This window comes from Saprospiraceae bacterium (assembly GCA_016715965.1).
Lineage (GTDB): Bacteria > Bacteroidota > Bacteroidia > Chitinophagales > Saprospiraceae > Vicinibacter.
Window position 1 is genome coordinate 1,572,437 of the sequence record JADJXG010000001.1, and the last position, 19,285, is coordinate 1,591,721.

The window sequence follows — 19,285 nt, forward strand, 5'->3', positions numbered from 1 at the left end:
GGTGATTGGAGAAGATAAAAAATGGAGGATTCTGGTAGCTCAATTTAGTATTCTGCTGGCATTTATTGTATGCGGAGTTACATTGGCAAAATTACAGCTACTCGACCCCTATTATTCCAACAAGGCAAATGCCACCACCCTCACTCAGAAAACCATCTATCCGGCAAGAGGATTATTTTATGACCGATATGGAAAATTATTGGTGATCAATTATCCTGCTTATGATATTATGGTAACCCATAGGGATGTTCCTCCAAATTTTGATACTACCTCGTTCTGCCAATTGCTGGGTATTTCTACGGAAGATTTCATTCAGGGACTAGATAAAGATTGGAAGTCCGGTAAGTATAGCAAATCAGTTCCATTTGTATTCCTCAAAAATGTGGAAAGTCGTGTTTATCAAAAATTTCAGGAGAATCTTTATCGCTTCCCCGGATTTACGGGTGTATTAAGGGCTATTAGAGAATATACAGAACCCAATGGGGCCCATTATTTGGGTTACATGGGTGAAGTAAGCAGACAGATACTAAATGAAGAGGGGACAGATTACAGACCGGGAGATTATCTGGGGGTGACTGGTTTGGAAAAACAGTATGAAGCATTTTTAAAAGGCACAAAGGGTGTCAATTTTGTGATCCGGGATAAATTAGGAAGAGAAGTGGGTTCTTTTGAAAATGGTCGGTTGGACAGGAAGGCCGTTTCCGGAAGCGATCTCATTTTAAGCATAGATCTTGAGTTGCAAAAATATGGCGAGAAACTGATGCAGGACAAATTGGGTAGTATTGTCGCGATAGAACCATCCACAGGAGAAATCCTTTGTCTCGTGTCTTCACCAAACTATGATCCTAATTTACTTAATTTTAATAAATACCGGGGCAGGAATTACGCTTATTTATTATCAGACACTCTCAAACCCTTGTTTGACAGGTCCGCCTCTGCAGTTTATCCTCCAGGCTCCATCTTCAAACCCATTTTGGCTTTGGCGGCAATGCAGGAGAAAGTTTTAAATGAAAATAGCTATCATGCTTGTAGTGGTGCATATTACTATAAAACGGTGTCCTACGGTTGTCACCGGCATCCTGCACCAAGAAATCTAAGTATTGCATTGCAGCATTCCTGTAATTCTTATTTTATTCAGACTTTTAGAGATCTGATAGAAATTAATGGATTTTCCAAACCCAATGAAGGACTGGATTTATTGGTGAAATATTTGGGATACTTTGGTTTGGGAAAACCCTTGTTGTCAGATGTGACCACTGAAAACGGAGGCTTTATTCCAACATCTGATTTTTATTCCAGAATGTACAAAACAGACCGTTGGAGATCCACCTACATTATTTCTGTGGGAATTGGTCAGGGGGAGTTGCAATTGTCCACCATGCAGATGGCTAATCTCGCAGTTATCTTGGCCAATAGAGGATTTTATTTCACCCCTCACTTAATTAAAGGATTTAAAGATTCTGATCATCAGATACCGATTGAATTCAGAACAGAGAAAAGGGTACCGATTGATCGAAAATATTTCAAGCCTGTAGTGGAGGGAATGGAGATGTGCGTGCGGGCTGGCACAGCCACTAAAGCGTTTGAAAAAAATCTTTCGATTTGTGGTAAGACAGGCACTTCCCAAAATCCACATGGTGATGACCATAGCGTATTCTTTGCATTTTCTCCGAAAGATCATCCAAAAATTGCCATTGCTGTCTATGTGGAAAACGCAGGTTGGGGTGGCGAGGTGGCTGCACCTATTGCCTCTTTGATGATTGAAAAATACCTGACTGATAGCATCGCCAGGAAAGATCTTGAAGAAAAAATGATTAAAAAGGATTTAATTCACAAGAATAAAACATGATCATCTCAGCCATCGTAGCAATGAACAAAGATCGCATCATTGGTCTCAATGGTCAAATACCCTGGTATCTTCCGGCAGATTTAAAATATTTTAAAAAAATGACTTTGGGACAGCACGTGCTGATGGGCAGAATTTGCTATGAAAGCATTGGCAAACCATTGCCGAAAAGAGCCAATATAATTATCAGCTCCAATCCATACTTTGTTGTTTCCGGATGTTATACCTGTCATTCGATTGAAGAAGGAATTACTTTGGCATTGGAACAGGGAGCCACTGAATTGTTTATCATCGGAGGTGGAGTCATCTATCAGCATACAGCCCATCTTTGGAACAGAATCTATCTGACGCTTGTAGATTATCAGGGAGAAGGAGATGTTTTTTTTCCGCAGATTGACTGGAAAGAATACAAATTGGTTTCTGAGCAAATGGGTGCAATAGATTCTAAAAATTCACTGGGCCATTCTTTTCAGCAGTTTGACCGAATTCGGTATGAATGAGGCATTGATCAGTTTTATTTGGACGAGTAAGAAACTACTGGCTAAGTCATTGTTCTCGACCTCAGGAAAAAAATTGAGAATCATTCACCCCGGAACAAAAAACCACAATCAAGGTCCTGATTTCTTGTTTGCCAAAATAGAAGTGGACCATATTTTATGGGTTGGACAAATTGAGATTCATGTTAAAAGCTCTGATTGGTTTAAGCACAATCACCAGGGAGATGCAAATTATCAAAACTTGATTTTACACGTTGTCTGGGAAAACGATCTATTGCAGGAAGACGCAATGGAAAAGTTTCCAGTATTAGAACTGAAATCTGTAATTTCTGCACAGGATTTTGAAATTTACAATAATTTGATGAAAGAGCCCCATCCGATTCCCTGTATCAATCTCATTCATCAAGTTTCTTCCCTGGTTTTGACAGATCAGATTGAGAGAGCCTCCGTTGAAAGACTACAAATAAAATCCAATCAGATAGACGAGGAATTGAGTGAAAATAAATTTGACTGGGACTCCTTGTTTTATCAGAAAATGTGTTACTATATGGTAAGTCCGGTAAATGTAGATGCCATGAATCAACTCACAAAGCGGGTCAACTTCAGGCATGTTCTGAAACTTTCAAGTGATGCATTGGCTCTTGAAGCATTGATGTTCGCCGTATCTGGATTACTACCTTCACACAGTGACCATGAATGGATTCAACAATTGATATCAAAAGGGCAGTTTTTCATTGACAAATTTAATCTATCAGCCATGCAAGCCCATAATTGGTATTTTCTAAGAATGAGACCAGCTCATTTTCCAACAATTCGCATCGCCCAGATTGCTTCTTTCTTTCATCAAACGCCCAGACCATTCGAAGAATGGGTGGACTGTTCTTCGGTTAAAGAAGCCAAAAAACAATTAAGGGTAAAAGCATCAGATTATTGGGACAGCCATTATCAGTTCTCAGATAGGACACACCCTGCAAGCAAAAAATGGATTGGGACCTCGACGGCAGATTTGATTCTGATCAATGTGATTTGTCCTATGTTGTTTAAATATGGTCAATATTACAGCAAACCAAAGTTGATTGAGAAATCTTTGAACTGGTTGGAACAATTGAAGCCGGAAAATAATAAGCCCATAAGAGTCTGGTCACAAACAGGATTTAAGACTACAAACGCCAGACAGAGTCAGGGTGTTTTACATCAACTCAATGGGTATTGTAATCAGAAAAAATGTCTGGAGTGCAAAATTGGATTTAAATTGATGGAAGGATTTTAATTATCATATATAAAAATAATTAATATTATTATCTTTGTATTTCTAAAAATCAGATTTATGAAGAAAATAATAGGAATAATTTTGGTCGTATGGTCGATCGGCATTCAGTTAATTGCACAAAAGTCTCCCTTATGGATAGGATTGGTGCTTGGCCCGCAAAGTACTTGGATTTTTAATCAAGACGATTTTGATCGCGGAGGGGAGTTGGATTTTACCAGCAGTTTTGGTTTTTCATCTGGTGTAGAGTTGGGTTATCAGATAAAAGGAAAATCTTCACTTCTCAGCGGTGTGATTTATTCAACTCAGGGACAAAATTATATCACAAAGAATAATCCAAACGCCGATTTCAAAACCAATCTAAGCTATTTGAAAATTCCGCTGCTTTATCAATGGAATTCTTCCGGTAGTAGCAGATGGAAATTTTTATTGCAAACAGGATTTCAACTCTCTCTCTTGTTAAGTGCAGAAAGCAGCCGATTGGATAAATTTGGTATTTATAGTCCGGTTACCAATGACGTGAAAAAAGATTACTCTTCTTCTGTCATTGATTTTGTTTTTGGCATTGGATTGCAATATCAATGGAATAAGATTTCCATCGCTGCATTAATAAGACCGGATTATTCATTAAACGACATTGAAAAAACAGGAATAAAACCCTCGAGTAGACCACAATCGCAAAATTTTACCGTTGGCCTTCCTCAATTGGTATTTAGATACTACTTTGCACCATAAGGATTCATTATTTTGAATACACTGTTTAGAATATTATTAGCGCCTCTTTCTTTGATCTATGGAATTGTGGTAGGCATCTATCAAGGCTTGTACCTTTCAGGTGTTCTGAGGTCAGTCCGCTTCAACCTACCGGTAATATCCATTGGTAATTTGACCGTAGGTGGAACCGGCAAGTCCCCTCACGCAGAATATCTGATCCGATTACTTTCTGATTATTTTCCCGTAGCTTTGATCAGTAGAGGATATTTGAGGAAAACACGAGGTCACCGGGAGCTGACATTGAACTCTTCTGTTGAAGAAGTGGGTGATGAGCCCCTTCAAATCAAGTTAAAGTTTCCTGAACTTCCGGTAGCAGTCAATGAAAATCGTGCTTTTGGAATTCCGCTGCTGCTCAAGAACCATCCAGAAGTACAAACCATCATCATGGATGATGGTTTTCAACATTTGCAGGTAAGGCCGGGATTAAATATTCTATTGACTGAGTTCAATCATTTGTATTCAAAAGATTTTCTATTGCCGGCAGGTAGATTGAGGGAATGGCGGTATGGCGCATCGAGAGCGGATGCAATTGTGGTCACGAAATGCCCGGAGAAAATGGATCAAAAGCTGAAAGACGAAATCGCTGAAGAGCTCAAACTATCGCCTCAACAAAAATTATTTTTTAGTAGGATTAAATATGGACAACCTTATAATATATTCAAACAGGATGAAGAGTTTGTCCTTAACCATGGAATAGAAGTCATTTTGATATCAGCCATCGCCCAGAGCGAACATCTGATCAATTATTTAAATGCTTCTGCTGCAACTGTAAGGGAATTTAAATATGAAGATCATCATTTTTTTACAGAAGCTGAGCTCATGCAGGCCATTCAAGAGTACAAAAAGATTTCACATTATAACAAGATATTATTGACGACCGAGAAGGATGCCGTAAGGATCAGAAAATTCAATTCTTTGCTTTTGGAAAATGATGTTAGAATATTTGCCATCCCCATTGAGATTGAATTTTTTGAGAAAGAGCATTTTGATACTTTTATCAAAGATTATCTTTTAAATTTTAAAGCCTGAGTGAAATTATTAAAATTTCTTTTATTTCTTTTGAGCGCAGAGTATTTGCATTCGCAGGCTGTTTTTCATTTGAAATTAAGCGAAGAGCAAAATGAGTTGGACCGAAGAGAAATTTTGGGTCATAGATTGTTTAGCATTCATCGCGATCTGCCGGATCAGGGTTTGAATAAACTGGCCCTGGACCTGAGAAAGTTTGATGATTCAACCTCAAGCGAAGTTATACCTACAATTGATATTCTGGGAGAATATCCGGAATATATTTATTACCAAGACAATCATTTTTTAAATGGTTTTGGAGGAAATTCAAGAAAGAGTTTATTGTCCTCCCTATTCAGAGACAAACATTTTCTGTCTTCATTTGGCAAGGATGGTTACATCACATTGGATCCGTTGTTGGAAGTAAAAATGGGATTGGGAAATAATTCGATCAGCAGAATTCCATTTATCAATCGACGTGGAATTCGTATGACAGCAGGGATCGGACGAAAACTTCATATTTATACCCAACTGGTGGAAACACAAATTGGAACCTTAAATCATCTGGAAGAATATGTAAATCTCAATGGAAATTTCCCGGGTGCTTCCTTCCTTAAAGATTACAGCCCTTCATTCATTAAAAATGCAAAGGCATACGATTTTCTGGTGGCTCAGGGCGCAATCCGATACGAGTTCAATGATTTTCTTTCTTTTACTTTTGGTCAAGGAAAGCATTCCTTCGGCGAAGGGTTGAGAAGTCTGTTTTTATCTGATTTTGCCGCCCCGCGGTTTTATCTGCAGATGAATGCCAATATGGGTCCCGTCAATTACCAAAGTCTGTTTTATGAATTGGTGGGTGAATCAAGGTACCAAAATGGCGTCGATCGATTGCTGAGAAAAAAATACATGGTTTCCCATTATCTGAGTTTAAATCTCACTGATCGTTGGAGCCTTGGGTTTTTTGAATCTGTTGTGTTCAACAGGTCCAACGAATTTGAATTGCAATATCTGAATCCGGTTATTTTCTACCGCTCCATAGAACAAGCCATTGGAAGTCCGGATAACGCACTGCTTGGAATGAAAAGCTCTGCACTGGTTTCCGGAAATTTGAAAGCCTATGGTCAGCTTCTTTTGGATGAATTCATTTTTGGAAAATTATTCTCTTCTCCCCGTGGTTGGTGGGGAAATAAATATGCAGTTCAGCTGGGTTTAAAATGGGTGGATGTGATGGGATTTAAGCACCTCAACCTTAGAGCGGAATACAACATGGTCCGACCTTTCACCTATTCCTATTCTGATAGCCTGTCCAATTATTCACAGCTTCATCAATCACTGGCTCATCCTTTGGGTTCCAACTTTAGAGAGGTCCTGGTCCATTTTATATACCAACCTTCAAAGCATTGGAGTTTTGAATGGATCAACCTCTATTATCACAAGGGTTTGGACAATGATCAGGATAATTTTGGTGGAAATATACTTAGGCCCAATCTGATCAGATATTCCGATTACGGTAATCATACAGCGCAAGGAGTCAGGGAAAAAGTATTCTATTCCACAATGATGGTTTCACGCAGAATACATCATCGCTGCTGGATTGATCTTGACCTGACCGGCAGAAAAAGCAATCTATCATCCTCCGGATTTGACTTTTGGTGTCAACTGGGACTTAGATGGAATTTAGAAAGGGAAAGCAGAAATTGGATTTTTTAGAACTTATACGCGTACAATGTTTGCACCAATGGCATTGAGTCTTTCGTCAATGCGTTCATATCCCCGATCTATTTGGTGCACGGAATGGATGGTACTTTTTCCATGGGCTGATAATGCAGCGATGAGAAGTGCGACACCTGCTCTGATATCCGGTGAAGTCATTTCAATGCCCTTTAGTGGAAATTTTCGATTTAAGCCATTGACTGCAGCGCGATGCGGGTCACACAATATTATTTGCGCTCCCATATCAATCAGCTTATCCACAAAAAACAATCTTGATTCAAACATTTTTTGATGGATTAAAACATTGCCCTTTGCCTGGATCGCCATGACAAGCAAAACGCTCATCAGATCGGGAGTAAATCCGGGCCAGGGTGAGTCGTAGATGGTCATGATGGACCCATCCATAAAACTTTGAATTTCATATTCATCCTGAGCAGAAATCAATATGTCATCATTTTCCATTTGCAGATGTACACCCATCCTTTCAAATATAAAAGGTATAATACCAAGCTCATTTACAGCTGCATTTTTTATGGTAATATTTGATTGTGTCATGGCTGCCAGACTAATAAAGCTTCCAATTTCAATCATATCTGGCAACAATTGATGTTGGGTTCCGCCCAATTTTTCTACCCCTGTGATTGTGATCAAATTGGATTTTACGCCTTCTATTTTGGCTCCCATTCTGATGAGCATTTTGCACAACTGCTGGATATATGGTTCACAGGCTGCATTGTAAATAGTTGTAGTACCAGATGCCAGTACCGAAGCCATAATAACATTGGCAGTACCTGTTACAGAAATCTCATCCATTAAAATATCACAACCCTTCAGATTGTCTGCTTTTATGTGATATTGATTGCTGTTTTCATCGTAGTTAAACTCTGCGCCCAATTTTTGCAAACCAAGAAAATGGGTGTCCAGCCGCCTTCTTCCAATTTTATCACCACCCGGTTTTGGCAATACGGCTCTTTTAAATCTCGCCAGCAGTGGGGCAAGAAGCATGACAGATCCCCTGATTTTTTTGGCTTTGTTTTGAAACTCATCGGTTCCGAAATATTCCAAATCCACCTCATCGGCTTTGAATGAATAAGAATTGGGCCCCAATTTTACCACCTTTACACCAAGACCGGCAATCAGATCGATGAGATGGCGGATGTCCAAGATATCCGGGACGTTGCTGAGGACGATTTCTTCAGAGCTCAACAAGGTTGCGCACAATATTTGTAGGGCCTCATTCTTAGCACCCTGTGGGTAAAGCTTTCCGTGTAAGGGTCTGCCACCTTCGACGATAAAACTATCTCCGGTATTCATATTCAAAAATTTAATTAAAGATCAAAATCAATGGTATCTCCGGCTTTGAGCGTTTTATTTTTGGAAGTGGAAGGAGGAACAACATGTTCTACCACCTTCGTTAATGGAATATCTTCTATCTTATTTCCCAATGCTTTCCATCCTTTGATGTCCACAAATTCAGCAATGGTCAATATCTCTTCGATTTTTTCATTTTTTCTTTTATAAGCAATCAATACTTCCGGATTTGATTGGGTACTTGCATAATACAATTTGGAATCTTTATGATCAGAAATAAACTGGAATCTCTGATTGGTACTGCTGGTTTCAATATTAAATCGCTTGGCCATAGACCAGCGTTTTTCCCCTTCAAAGTAAATCGCAGATACTACCAAACCTTCCTTGTATTTTTCAATGGAGATCAAATCTTCATACGAAAATCTAAGATTGAGCTCATATTCAACCATCTCATAGGTTCCATTTTTAAAAATGCACAACAAAATATCTCCACGATTGAGCCCTCCCAGAGATTTTCCGCGACCCTCTGAATTTAATCGACCTGTGCTGCTGTCATACCAGACTTGTTGTGCTCCGATGGTAGATCTTCCTTTTTCTTTAAGGACAATCTTGCGCACGGGATATTTTGTCACAATATTTCCAAGAGAAGTTCTTCCCTTGATCTCTATCGTTGAAAAATCAAAATCAAAGGATTTAATTTTAGCCGAACATCCTGGAGTTAATTGTATGGTGACAATTTCTGCTTCTCCTTCCGGATTTACAGAAAAGTACAAAACCTTTGATTTGGCATGACCTTTGGATAATTCGTATTCTTTGTCTCTGGTGATGGCAGTTACATTGAATCTCTTGGCCATGGCCCTGCCGGTTTCACCATCAACATAAATCAGATTGTAAGTGGTTCTTTCATCCGATTTTTTCCAGACATCCACATGAATAATATCTTTCCCAACAAAAGTCTTTTCTGCTATCCTACTGACGACAAATTTTGCATCACTTCTAAATACGATAATGTCGTCAATGTCAGAGCAATCTTTGACAAACTCATCTTTTTTCAAACCGTAGCCAATAAATCCCTCCTGACGATTGACATACAATTTCGAATTATTAGCGGCCACCTGTGTTGCCTGAATGGTTTCGAATTCAGTAATTTTTGTCAGTCGCTCACGGCCTTTTCCAAATTTTGTGAGCAGGTTTTCAAAATAGCTGATGGTATATTCTGTAAGATGAGTAATATGATGATTGACTGATTCCAACTCTTTCTCCAAAGATTTTAGATGTTCCTCTGTCTGGAATTTATTGTATTTTGAAATCCGTTTGATTCTGATCTCTGTCAAATGGCTGATGTCGTCAATGGTCACTTCACGATTTAGACGGATTCGTTTATCGGAAATTCCGGCCTTGACAGACGGCGTTATAATGTATTTTTTTAAACCAGCATCGATCACTTCAAGGACTTCTTCCCAGCTTTTGCACTCCTCTATGTCTCGATATATTCTGTTTTCAATAAATATTTTTTCGAGACTGGTAAGATGCCATTTTTCGAGCAGCTCAGATTTCTTTATCTGTAATTCCTTTCCCAGCAAGGATCTGCTGTTTTCAGTAGAAATTTTTAGAATGTCCTGAACTGAAAGGAACATGGGTTTATCATCTACGATTACGCAAGCATTTGGAGAAATCGAAACCTCACATTGTGTAAAAGCATATAATGCATCAATGGTTACTTCAGGTGAAATTCCAGGCTGAAGCTCTATCCTGATTTCAACGTCTTTAGCAGTGTTGTCCGATACTTGTTTAATTTTAATTTTACCTTTTTCAGATGCCTTGACAATAGATTCTATCAAGGATGTTGTGGTAATCGAGAAAGGCAGTTCCCTAATCACCAGGTTTTTTTTGTCCTCGACTTCGATCTTAGCTCTGATTTTTACTTTTCCACCTCTTTGACCCTGTTGATATTCTGATACATCGATCGATCCACCTGTTTCAAAATCAGGATATATTTTCACCTTATTTCCTTTCAATAGCTGAATGGAAGCTTTGATGAGTTCTATAAAATTGTGGGGCAAAATTTTTGTAGCCAATCCCACCGCAATTCCTTCAACTCCCTGGGCCAAAAGCAGAGGAAATTTCATCGGCAGTGTTTCAGGTTCTCTGTTTCTGCCGTCATAAGAAAGTTGCCAAACTGTTGTCTGAGGATTAAAGGCTACCTCCAGCGCAAATTTCGATAATCGGGCTTCAATATACCTGGGAGCGGCAGCAGAATCTCCGGTTCGGGCATCACCCCAGTTTCCCTGAGTTTCTATCATGAGATTTTTTTGACCCAAATTGACCAATGCATCACCAATTGCTGCATCTCCATGTGGGTGGTATTGCATGGTATGACCAATGAGGTTGGCTACTTTGTGAAAGCGTCCATCCTCCTTTTCAAACATACTGTGCAAGATTCTTCTTTGTACGGGTTTTAGTCCGTCTTCAATGGCCGGCACGGCCCTCTCGAGGATGACGTAGGAGGCATAATCCAAAAAATAATTCTGATACATCCCGTCAAGGGTTAGTATATGCCCCTGATCTTCAGGATCATCCGTATCAAATAACAGTTTCTTATCCATGAGTTATAGGATTGGCCACAAAGTTAAAGGATTTAAACATATTATAAAATATATTTATATGTCTTGACTGATTGGATGGTTAAATTAGATTTAAAGTGATTGGAAGACTTAACCTTGCTTAAAACAACAGGGTCCAATGGTTAAATTTTAAAATTATGAAAAAAGTTATTTTGATTTCAGGTCTTTTAATGTTTGGTATTGCAAACATCCTCAACGCACAGGAATCCAGGGATGCAATGGCTTATGAAAGACAAAAGGCAGGTCGGGATTATGAAAGGGGCAGATTTTCCAAAGCTGAGATTAGAGAGATGAAAAGAGATCATCGGAAGCTCAGAGCCTACAAACGAGCAGCCAAAGCGGATGGTTATATCTCAAGAAGAGAAGCCAATCAGTTAAGAAAAATGGAGAACAGAATTTATCACAAACAACGCTTTGCTAGCAAAAAGAGACACAGAAGCTGTTTATAATAGCCTTCATTGTGATTATTAAGAAAAATGGCAATCAATAAATCATTTTGTCATTTGGAATGGGTGATGGAGTTTATGATTTCTCCAAAACCCATTTTTTTTTCTCTAGCTTTGGTTTTGTTATGTAATAGCCAATCTTCAATATTGTGTTTAAGCTCACACAATTGCTAAAGTACGAAAATGCAATTCGGAATTTTGATTCGTTCACCCAAATTACAGGGTAGAAAAGAAAATTCTTTTAACAACGATTGCTAAAAATTTTCTTCAATATTTCTTTTTTTTGATTCTCTATAACTCACATTATTGTCCGATCTGAATTCAATCCATTTTTTACATTGTGACGAACCACATTTGCATTCAAAAGCTTCTGATTCATTGTTCAAAAACTCTGAATAATCCAAAGTAAGTTCTTCCCCTTTGGAAATTTCTTTGCTTGCGATGACATTCAGTCCGGAATATAAGGTATTGGGATCGCAACTATGATTCTGAGGTGCCCATTCGGTGGGGTTTATGTCCCAAAGACAATAGACTTCCTTACTGAGTGGATATGCATATTGTCTAAAAATTAATTTTTCTTTTTCATTCCAGTTGTTATCCACATGGCTTTTGGTAACTATTCTCTGGGCTCTTTCTTCGCCTTTGAAAATAACATCTCCTTTGCGAAATGACTTTAGTGCATATATACCAAATCCAGAAATGGCATTACCTCTCATTTCATAGCATTTCTTTTTTGATTGATGGCGTTGGATTCCTTCTTCGACGATGGCTTTCAAAAATTGATCTTGACCAAAACCACTGATCTTCAAAATATGATCAGCAGAACCCTCAAATCCATCGGGGTAGAAAACCGAACAAGTAAAATTAACTTCCAAAAAATATATTTCACCTTTTGGGTTAAGCCTAAAATCCATCCTGGCATATCCTACCCCACTGAATGCTTCAAATATTTTACAGGCAGCTTGTTTTAAACGTTTGGTCAGATCTATGTCAGAACAAGCCTGGTTGGCATCTGAATGCAATTCCGAAGTTTTAAGGGCATAAGTTTTAAAAGAATATCCACTTGGAAATTTATACTCTATTGGGTGGAGGCTCATACATTTTTCAGGACCATTTGGGGTTGAAATCACCAATACTGTAAATTCTCTCCCTTCAATAAATTCCTCCACCAGAAGTTTCGGATATTCTTTTAGCAAATCCATCGCCTTGCTGTAAAGTTGATCTTTGGTTTTGACCAACGAATTCTGGTCAATCCCCAACGAATCTCCGGCTTTAATTGGTTTGACAAAAAGAGGGAATTTAAGGGCATCGATATTTGGATTTTCGACAGAATCCAAATCGAGAATGGTATAAGCAGGAGTTTGGATACCTTCGCAATAGGCAATGTATTTCATGAGATCTTTTGGAGGATCGTACAATTCAAGGTTTGGTCCGGTGTATGGAAGGTTCAATTGTTCGAGCGAATAAATCACATCAATGGAAGGTATGTCCCATTCCAGATATCCCTCACACAGATTGACATAGATGTCAAAATTTTGTAAGGATAGATTCCTAAGCTGTTTGTACACAGAAAGCTTGTTGAGAAACTCATGATGGAAACTGGCTTCAGGCCACCACTTGGAAAGATCCCTTGGTGGATCATAGTGTCTGTAGTCTAAAACAGATTGACCATAATCAGCTTGTAAAATACAAATTTTCATTGGGTTCTTCTTCTTAATGCGTCTTCAATGATTTCCAAAATCATTTGAGAAAAAGTATGTCCGCTGAATCTAAGGATAGCGCCGATGCTCGTAAAATTTTCATCCTCACTTAATCCGCACTGAGCGTTGGCTTCCAACACATACAACTCACCGGTTTTTTCTTTTTGTCGAATATCAATTCTGGTGTAGCCAGTACCTTTCAAACAATGGTAAACATCCAAGCTGAGTTTATGGAGTGGATCGATCATTGCTGATTCGCAAGCAGAATAATTAAACAGAAATTCTCCTCCCTCTAATTCATCTTCTTCTTCATAAGTTTCCCACAATCTGTCAAATGATAAAATTCTTTCTGTGGCGGGGATATTTTGGCTAAACAATCTTTCGACCGGAGGATAGATTTTCAAGAACTTTGGTTGGTGAGCGGATCCTGTCAACAGGGTGGTAAATTCGCGTCCATCGATAAACTCCTCTGCTAAAAATCCATCAATGTCGAGTTTCCATCCCTTGTACCCGTTTTTCAATGATTCATAAACTTTCAACGCATCTTCGACTGTGTAAACCACATTCTTTATTCCCAAACCCATGCTTCCTCCGGATACAGCAGGCTTGATAATCAAGGGTGCATTGAGCTTATAAAAAATTTCCTGAAATTGGTCTTGATGACCCGTCAAAATCTCCCATCTGGGAGTTTTAATCCCTGAAAGATCAAATAACTTTTTCATGGGAATTTTGGAAGTGGTAATCTCATAGAAGAATTCTCCGGCTCCAGTATAAACCATACCCATTTGCTCCATTTCCTGCACAAATTTTAAACCAGGAGCTCCATTCACTTCATCTCCATCGCAAAGGTTTATGATTAATGGATTTTTGGGCAGAGACTCTTGCTTTATTAATTCCAATTGTTCTATGTAATTGGATTGGGTAATGTATCTCCATTTCCAATCCAAACCCAATTCCATAAAACACTTTTTGTATTCAGCATGACTTTGCTCAAAATCATAATAGTATTCCAAATAGTCATCATGATGAGGTATAGAAGGAACAAGTACCCAGATCAAATATTCTTGTCTAATTTCAGCTATCGAGGTATTCACTTTTTTTCCTGAGGATATGATTACTGATTTTGTATCGAAGCAATTTTGATAGATCAATGCTATAAGCACCTTTGATAGATTGAAAACAATCTGCCGAATGGCAAAAACAATCAAACGCCTGATCCATCTTCCATTCGGTGGACGGATAAAAATAACAAAGTTGTTCTCCTGCATTAATATCAGTCAGGGCAATCAATTGGAAACTGTCAGGATCTGGGAAACAATTGGGAGAACAGGAATGGTTAAGGTATTGAAGAAATTCTGGTTGAAGTTCAATGTGTTGCTGGTCGTTGATTTGGATGGTGAGATAAGTAGGAGAATCCAAAATCACCGAAGCACCGAATTTTTGGAGTACCTCCCCTTCTTTACAAAATCGCTTTGCAAACAATCCTTTTTGTTGATTGCTGGGGTTGATTCTTAGTTCTATGCTTTTGTTACATTGTGTTAAAGGAACCCATTCTCTGGGATTCACTTCAACGATTGGATCAGGCATCCGTTTTTTTTTGTAAAGATGATATTATTCCTTAATATGGATCAATAATTATCACCCAAACTTTATTCTTATCAATGAAGGATTTTTATGTCATTGATAACCAGAATATTTAATCTGCTCTTCAGCTTGAACATTTCACCTGAAGGAGCTTAACTTTAGTTATTCTAAGCTTGGATTATTTCAGGCCCAACAAAAACCCAATGGTAAAATTGGCATCCCAATCAAAGATAAAATTTTTGCAGCCGGTTTCATCTGCTATCGCTTTGTAAATATTGATACCAGCCTTTTGCTTTTCTCCGCTCGTAGAATATTCCGAAGGAGATTTAAGTACAGTGTACCTTTCTTTGCCATTTCGCACTTGTTTGGCCAATTCAAAAGGAATTCCGCCAATGATAAAACAATAATCTCTATGACTGACCGGGACTTGTCCCACAACTTTGGAAACATCGGAGGCAACCTGGCTATCTGATAGTCCTTTTTGAAAATATTTGGATCCATGGGATTCCAATGCGGTCATCTTACCAGCTAACTTAAAGGCAATTTTGGTATTGCCGGAGCCCATGTCCACCATAAATGCTTTGTCTTCAAAACTACTTGGCAAGGCACATTGGAAACCATAGGTTCCTTCCTGGGCGGGTGTTACTTCATTGACATAATAACCTATCTCCTTTAATCCTTTGGCTATTCTCACCACCTTTTCTTCGTTTTTCGCACCGGAACTCACTACAAAGTGTATGTCCTTGCCGGCCACCCCATAATCAAGCATTCCCCGGATATAATTTTTCAGACCGCTGCGAATATCGTCATCTGTAACCATTTTTTCATGCACTAAACTGGATCCAAACTCTGCTTTTTCCAATTTCCATCTTTTCTGATCATCAATCAAAACAATAAAGGAGTTAAATCCTGCAGCACCAAGTTCAACAACACCCCTGAGTTTTCCATTTACAGGAACCGGGGCCGTGTAGTTAAAAGAAGTGCTTGTGGCAGTGCCTGACGCCTGTTCTGTACCATTTGGATTGCTATTCTCGGCGCTTGCTTCTGTATTCGGACTTTCAGTACCGGATGGTGCATTAGAATTGGATTGAACTCCAAATTTTTCCTGAAGCGTCGGTTCATATTTCTTATAGACAAAAAACAAACCACCCAAGATGATGGCAATGATCAGGATTTTTGAAAAAGCAGTTAGTTTCATATTAACAAGTTTTGTGTGTTTGGCAGAAGAATTGAACAAATATCCATGCGAAAATACAACTGGTCGCCAAATTGATGAAAGAATTGTTTGTTATTTAAGGTTAAGAATCTGTAAATCAATAAGATTTATTTAGACCTAAATGGCGTAAATTAAAAAAGGCCGGAGTAATACTCCAGCCTTTGATTTGCTACAAATCCCTGCTAAACCTATAATGCGATATTGGATTAGTTTTTGAGGCATTATTTGGGCAAAACCCCACTCATTCGATGATGATTTTTTCCTGCAATACCTTTTCACCCTGGGTAATTTTGAGTACAACTGTTCCCTTGGCGTGTTCAATGTTAATTTCCTTTTCGTAGTTTCCATTAAAGTCATTTACTTTCTCGGAGTATATTTCTTTACCTGAGAGATCCACCACAGAGACATGGATGGGTGATTTAGAACCAGAATAAGAAATTTTTAAAAGCCCCTGACTTGGGTTGGGTGATCCTGAAAGATACCTGATTTCAAGATTTTCTGAGGACTCCTGTTGAGAGGATTCATTTTTCTGTTTCCACTCCATTTCGAGTTCCTGCTTCAGCTCTTTTGCCTTCTCTTTCAATTTAATGGCTTCTTCTTTAAGCTCTTTTGCGCCCTCTCTCATCTGTTGCTTGAATTCTTCAGAATCAAAATGAAAATTTTTAAAGCCAGCCGGTTTGCACATTTCAGGAGTGCAGGCGCCAAGCGTTACATTGGTTTTTTCTGTTTCACCATTGCGCAGATAACTGACTTTGATTTTGTCATTAATTTTTAATCCGGATAGGGCTCCTATCGCGGACTCAACATCGGTAATTTTGGTGTTGTTGATTTTTAAGATAATATCACCTTCCTTCAATCCGGCGGCACTGGCACCACTGCCTTCAAAAATGCGTTCAATGGCAGCACCATTGGCGCCACCTGCATTTCTTAAGACGACTCCCATCACAGCCTTGTCTGGAGGACATTCAGCACCTGCCTTGGCACAGCATTTGCCTTTGGATTTGGCACAACAAGCTGATTTGCCTTCATTCTTGAAAACAATGACTTTATCATCCCCGTCAATGACCATGTTTTGATTTTCTCCATTTTTCCGGACGATGACCTTTACATCACCATCCGCCCCAGCTTCTTTCAATTCCGCTTCCACCATTTTTTGAATCTCCTCATCTGTCATGTTGTTTTGGTCTCCTCTGGAGATTTTTTTCACAATGATTTTCTTCTCCGTTTTTTCAGCGTTTTGATCTTTCGAATCGGAGGAATTGTTTTGTGCTTGCAAGGTCAATATGCTGCACATCATTATTAATGCAAAAAAACTTTTTTTCATTTGAGTATAATTTATAAGTTAACTTTAATTGATTACAGAGCCATCGGTATTATAAAGTCCATGATTGGGAATGGAATTTCGGATATTTTTTAATTCCTCAAGTAGCATCAACTTGTTTCTATTTTCTTTGCTTCTTCTAAATGCCTCAGATTCTGATATCACCCTTAAATTTCTTAAGTTTGATTGCAAGGCCTCTTCCGTGATAAGCTGTATCCATTTTTTTAAGTCTGTTCTCTGATCAATAAGCATTGGTTCGAGATATTCGCTTTTAATGGTCATGGCGTATTGATTAAAACGGATTGTTTTTAAAGAATCTTTAAACGCAATGGGTTTTTCTTGAGCTTTTAATGGATTGTATTCGTTGATTGGAATTTGGAGGTTTGGATTGGGTAAATCCTTTGACTCCAAATGAAGAACTATTTCTGTGCGATCTCTTTGGTCAATCTCATTTATATTTTTTGTTGGTTTGGCTTTTATCTTACTTTTTACTTTTTTTCTTTTTATCACATCACTTTTAAGAGATTCACCAGAATTATCGGCGCACTCGACTGAAGAAAAGCCCAACAAATGATTGGTTTGAGTCTGTAGGAAATGAGCAGTAAACTTTTGTGAATCCATAAATACAGAAACCATTGCTAGAAAAGCACTGAGAAATATAAATCCCGGAATTTTATAAGAATAGTCCATTGGTACCGGTAATCTCAACAAATTTTTAACTCTTTTGAGAAGTTGATTCTTCTCTGTGGCAAAAGCAACAATGCGATGATGATTGTTAAGCGAAGGATCTTCTCCAAGCTTCAGGATCAATGAGGCATAGGCATGTAGATCTGGTAAAAAGCTGACCGCTTGTTCGTCTGCACAAAGCTCACGGTGAAATTTAACTTTCGAACTTAAGTATTGAACACCCGGATTAAAGAAAAATACCAGATCGCAAAAGTGACAGATCAGATTAAAAACATGATCACCGGCTTTAAGATGGGACAATTCATGTGCTAGAATACACTCAGCCTCCTGATACGAAAGTTTGTTGACCCAGCAAGTGGGGACAACCACCATTGGTTTGAGTACACCATAGACAAAGGCAGACTGAACTTTGTTGGAATGCAAGAAAATAATTTTGACTGGAATCGCCATTTTTGATTTCAAGCTTTCAAAAATTTGGTACCAGTGTTCCGGAAAATGATGACCCCCATTGTTTTTAATTTCAGAGATATATCGATAGGATCTAATGTACCTCATTCCGAAATAGGCAAAACCGATCAGCCAGATTCCAAATGCCAATACACCAAAATTGGAATTTGAGAAATCCCCGGAAATGGCAATGAAAGGTAAAATGTTCAGGATTTCTAAATATTCCAGAACAAATGATGCAGACACGCAAAAAACAAAAAAGACCAACACGCTCTTGTAAAGTGCATTTCTTGCGTGATTGCTTTGGATTAATTTTGATTTTTCAATCAGCATAATCACGCCAGTGAGAAATCCGGCTATCCACAAGGAATGAAGCAGCATCCAACTAAATGCGTTGGCAACATCCATGGCAAAATCTAGAACAGAGTTTTCCATTTGCTTTGAGATTTAATGTTTGTTTTCGAGCTGCTTGATCAAAGACTTTATTTCTTCTAGCTCAGCTTCATTGGGTTTGTAATGTCCAAGCGTTTGAATGACCATCTCCAAAGCGGATCCTTCAAATACTTCATCCACCAGCTCGGTTAACGCGGAAGTTTTTAAGGATTCCTCTTCCAAAATGGCAGAGTAAGTATGTGTTTTACCGGTTAATTCTCTAGAGATTAATCCTTTTTCAGTCATGATCTGCATCAGTTTAAGGGTAGTTGTATAACCGGTATCTTTGTACTGTTGAATTAATTCATGGACATTTTTTACGGTACTGGGACCATGTTTCCACAAAATTTGGAGAATATCCAGTTCTGATTCTGTTGGTTTGTATTTATGAGTTGCCATATCCTTGACCCTTCAA

The 19,285-nt window shown here is 38.5% G+C and carries 16 protein-coding genes; 7 read left to right on the forward strand and 9 right to left on the reverse strand.

The genetic code is table 11. The features are described from left to right. Position 1 precedes the first annotated feature (1 nt). Genes IPM48_05870 through IPM48_05895 form a run of 6 tightly spaced genes read left to right on the forward strand, consistent with a single transcriptional unit; the run spans position 2 to position 7,099 of the window. Positions 2 to 1,849 (forward strand): penicillin-binding protein 2, encoded by a 1,848-nt coding sequence (locus IPM48_05870; protein MBK9271103.1) that lies wholly within the window; start codon positions 2 to 4, stop codon positions 1,847 to 1,849. Then, the gene (locus tag IPM48_05875; GenBank protein ID MBK9271104.1) at positions 1,849 to 2,346 is read left to right on the forward strand and encodes a dihydrofolate reductase; all 498 of its coding nucleotides are present in this window, start codon (positions 1,849 to 1,851) and stop codon (positions 2,344 to 2,346) included. Before IPM48_05870 ends, IPM48_05875 begins: the two co-directional genes overlap by 1 nt. After that, on the forward strand, positions 2,339 to 3,613 hold the full coding sequence (locus IPM48_05880) for a DUF2851 family protein (GenBank protein ID MBK9271105.1): 1,275 nt from the start codon (positions 2,339 to 2,341) through the stop codon (positions 3,611 to 3,613). The genes IPM48_05875 and IPM48_05880 overlap by 8 nt, the downstream gene beginning before the upstream one ends. A 57-nt stretch (positions 3,614 to 3,670) precedes the next feature. Further along, positions 3,671 to 4,345: an outer membrane beta-barrel protein gene (locus tag IPM48_05885; GenBank protein MBK9271106.1), complete on the forward strand. Its 675-nt coding sequence runs from the start codon at positions 3,671 to 3,673 to the stop codon at positions 4,343 to 4,345. A 12-nt stretch (positions 4,346 to 4,357) separates the two neighbouring features. Next, a complete protein-coding gene (gene lpxK, locus IPM48_05890) occupies positions 4,358 to 5,413 on the forward strand; it encodes a tetraacyldisaccharide 4'-kinase (GenBank protein ID MBK9271107.1) in 1,056 nt (351 codons plus the stop codon). Continuing rightward, on the forward strand, positions 5,414 to 7,099 hold the full coding sequence (locus IPM48_05895) for a hypothetical protein (GenBank protein MBK9271108.1): 1,686 nt from the start codon (positions 5,414 to 5,416) through the stop codon (positions 7,097 to 7,099). Between the two features lie 3 nt (positions 7,100 to 7,102). Here the strand turns inward: IPM48_05895 and murA are convergent, their stop codons facing one another. Beyond that, positions 7,103 to 8,416 carry a UDP-N-acetylglucosamine 1-carboxyvinyltransferase gene (gene murA / locus IPM48_05900; protein ID MBK9271109.1) on the reverse strand — a complete coding sequence of 438 codons (1,314 nt, stop codon included), beginning with the start codon at positions 8,414 to 8,416 and terminating at the stop codon, positions 7,103 to 7,105. A 14-nt stretch (positions 8,417 to 8,430) separates the two neighbouring features. Next, on the reverse strand, positions 8,431 to 11,019 hold the full coding sequence (locus IPM48_05905) for a DNA gyrase/topoisomerase IV subunit A (GenBank protein MBK9271110.1): 2,589 nt from the start codon (positions 11,017 to 11,019) through the stop codon (positions 8,431 to 8,433). 155 nt (positions 11,020 to 11,174) lie between these two features. On the opposite strand from IPM48_05905, the gene IPM48_05910 reads away from it, so the two are divergent. Further along, entirely contained in the window at positions 11,175 to 11,486 is a 312-nt protein-coding gene (locus tag IPM48_05910) for a hypothetical protein (protein MBK9271111.1), read from the forward strand. A 251-nt stretch (positions 11,487 to 11,737) separates the two neighbouring features. Here the strand turns inward: IPM48_05910 and IPM48_05915 are convergent, their stop codons facing one another. The 7 genes from IPM48_05915 to IPM48_05945 form a co-directional block, all read right to left on the reverse strand. Then, a complete protein-coding gene (locus IPM48_05915) occupies positions 11,738 to 13,183 on the reverse strand; it encodes an SET domain-containing protein-lysine N-methyltransferase (GenBank protein ID MBK9271112.1) in 1,446 nt (481 codons plus the stop codon). Next, on the reverse strand, positions 13,180 to 14,277 hold the full coding sequence (locus tag IPM48_05920; GenBank protein ID MBK9271113.1) for a hypothetical protein: 1,098 nt from the start codon (positions 14,275 to 14,277) through the stop codon (positions 13,180 to 13,182). The genes IPM48_05915 and IPM48_05920 overlap by 4 nt, the downstream gene beginning before the upstream one ends. After that, the gene (locus tag IPM48_05925) at positions 14,258 to 14,770 is read right to left on the reverse strand and encodes an SET domain-containing protein (GenBank protein ID MBK9271114.1); all 513 of its coding nucleotides are present in this window, start codon (positions 14,768 to 14,770) and stop codon (positions 14,258 to 14,260) included. The genes IPM48_05920 and IPM48_05925 overlap by 20 nt, the downstream gene beginning before the upstream one ends. Positions 14,771 to 14,945: 175 nt before the next feature. Continuing rightward, positions 14,946 to 15,965, reverse strand: coding sequence for a hypothetical protein (locus IPM48_05930; GenBank protein MBK9271115.1), 1,020 nt, complete (start codon positions 15,963 to 15,965; stop codon positions 14,946 to 14,948). A gap of 259 nt (positions 15,966 to 16,224) precedes the next feature. Further along, positions 16,225 to 17,307 (reverse strand): PDZ domain-containing protein, encoded by a 1,083-nt coding sequence (locus tag IPM48_05935; GenBank protein ID MBK9271116.1) that lies wholly within the window; start codon positions 17,305 to 17,307, stop codon positions 16,225 to 16,227. Positions 17,308 to 17,331: 24 nt separating this feature from the next. Then, the gene (locus IPM48_05940; protein ID MBK9271117.1) at positions 17,332 to 18,873 is read right to left on the reverse strand and encodes a M56 family metallopeptidase; all 1,542 of its coding nucleotides are present in this window, start codon (positions 18,871 to 18,873) and stop codon (positions 17,332 to 17,334) included. 12 nt (positions 18,874 to 18,885) lie between these two features. Further along, positions 18,886 to 19,269: a BlaI/MecI/CopY family transcriptional regulator gene (locus IPM48_05945; protein ID MBK9271118.1), complete on the reverse strand. Its 384-nt coding sequence runs from the start codon at positions 19,267 to 19,269 to the stop codon at positions 18,886 to 18,888. Positions 19,270 to 19,285 lie beyond the last annotated feature (16 nt).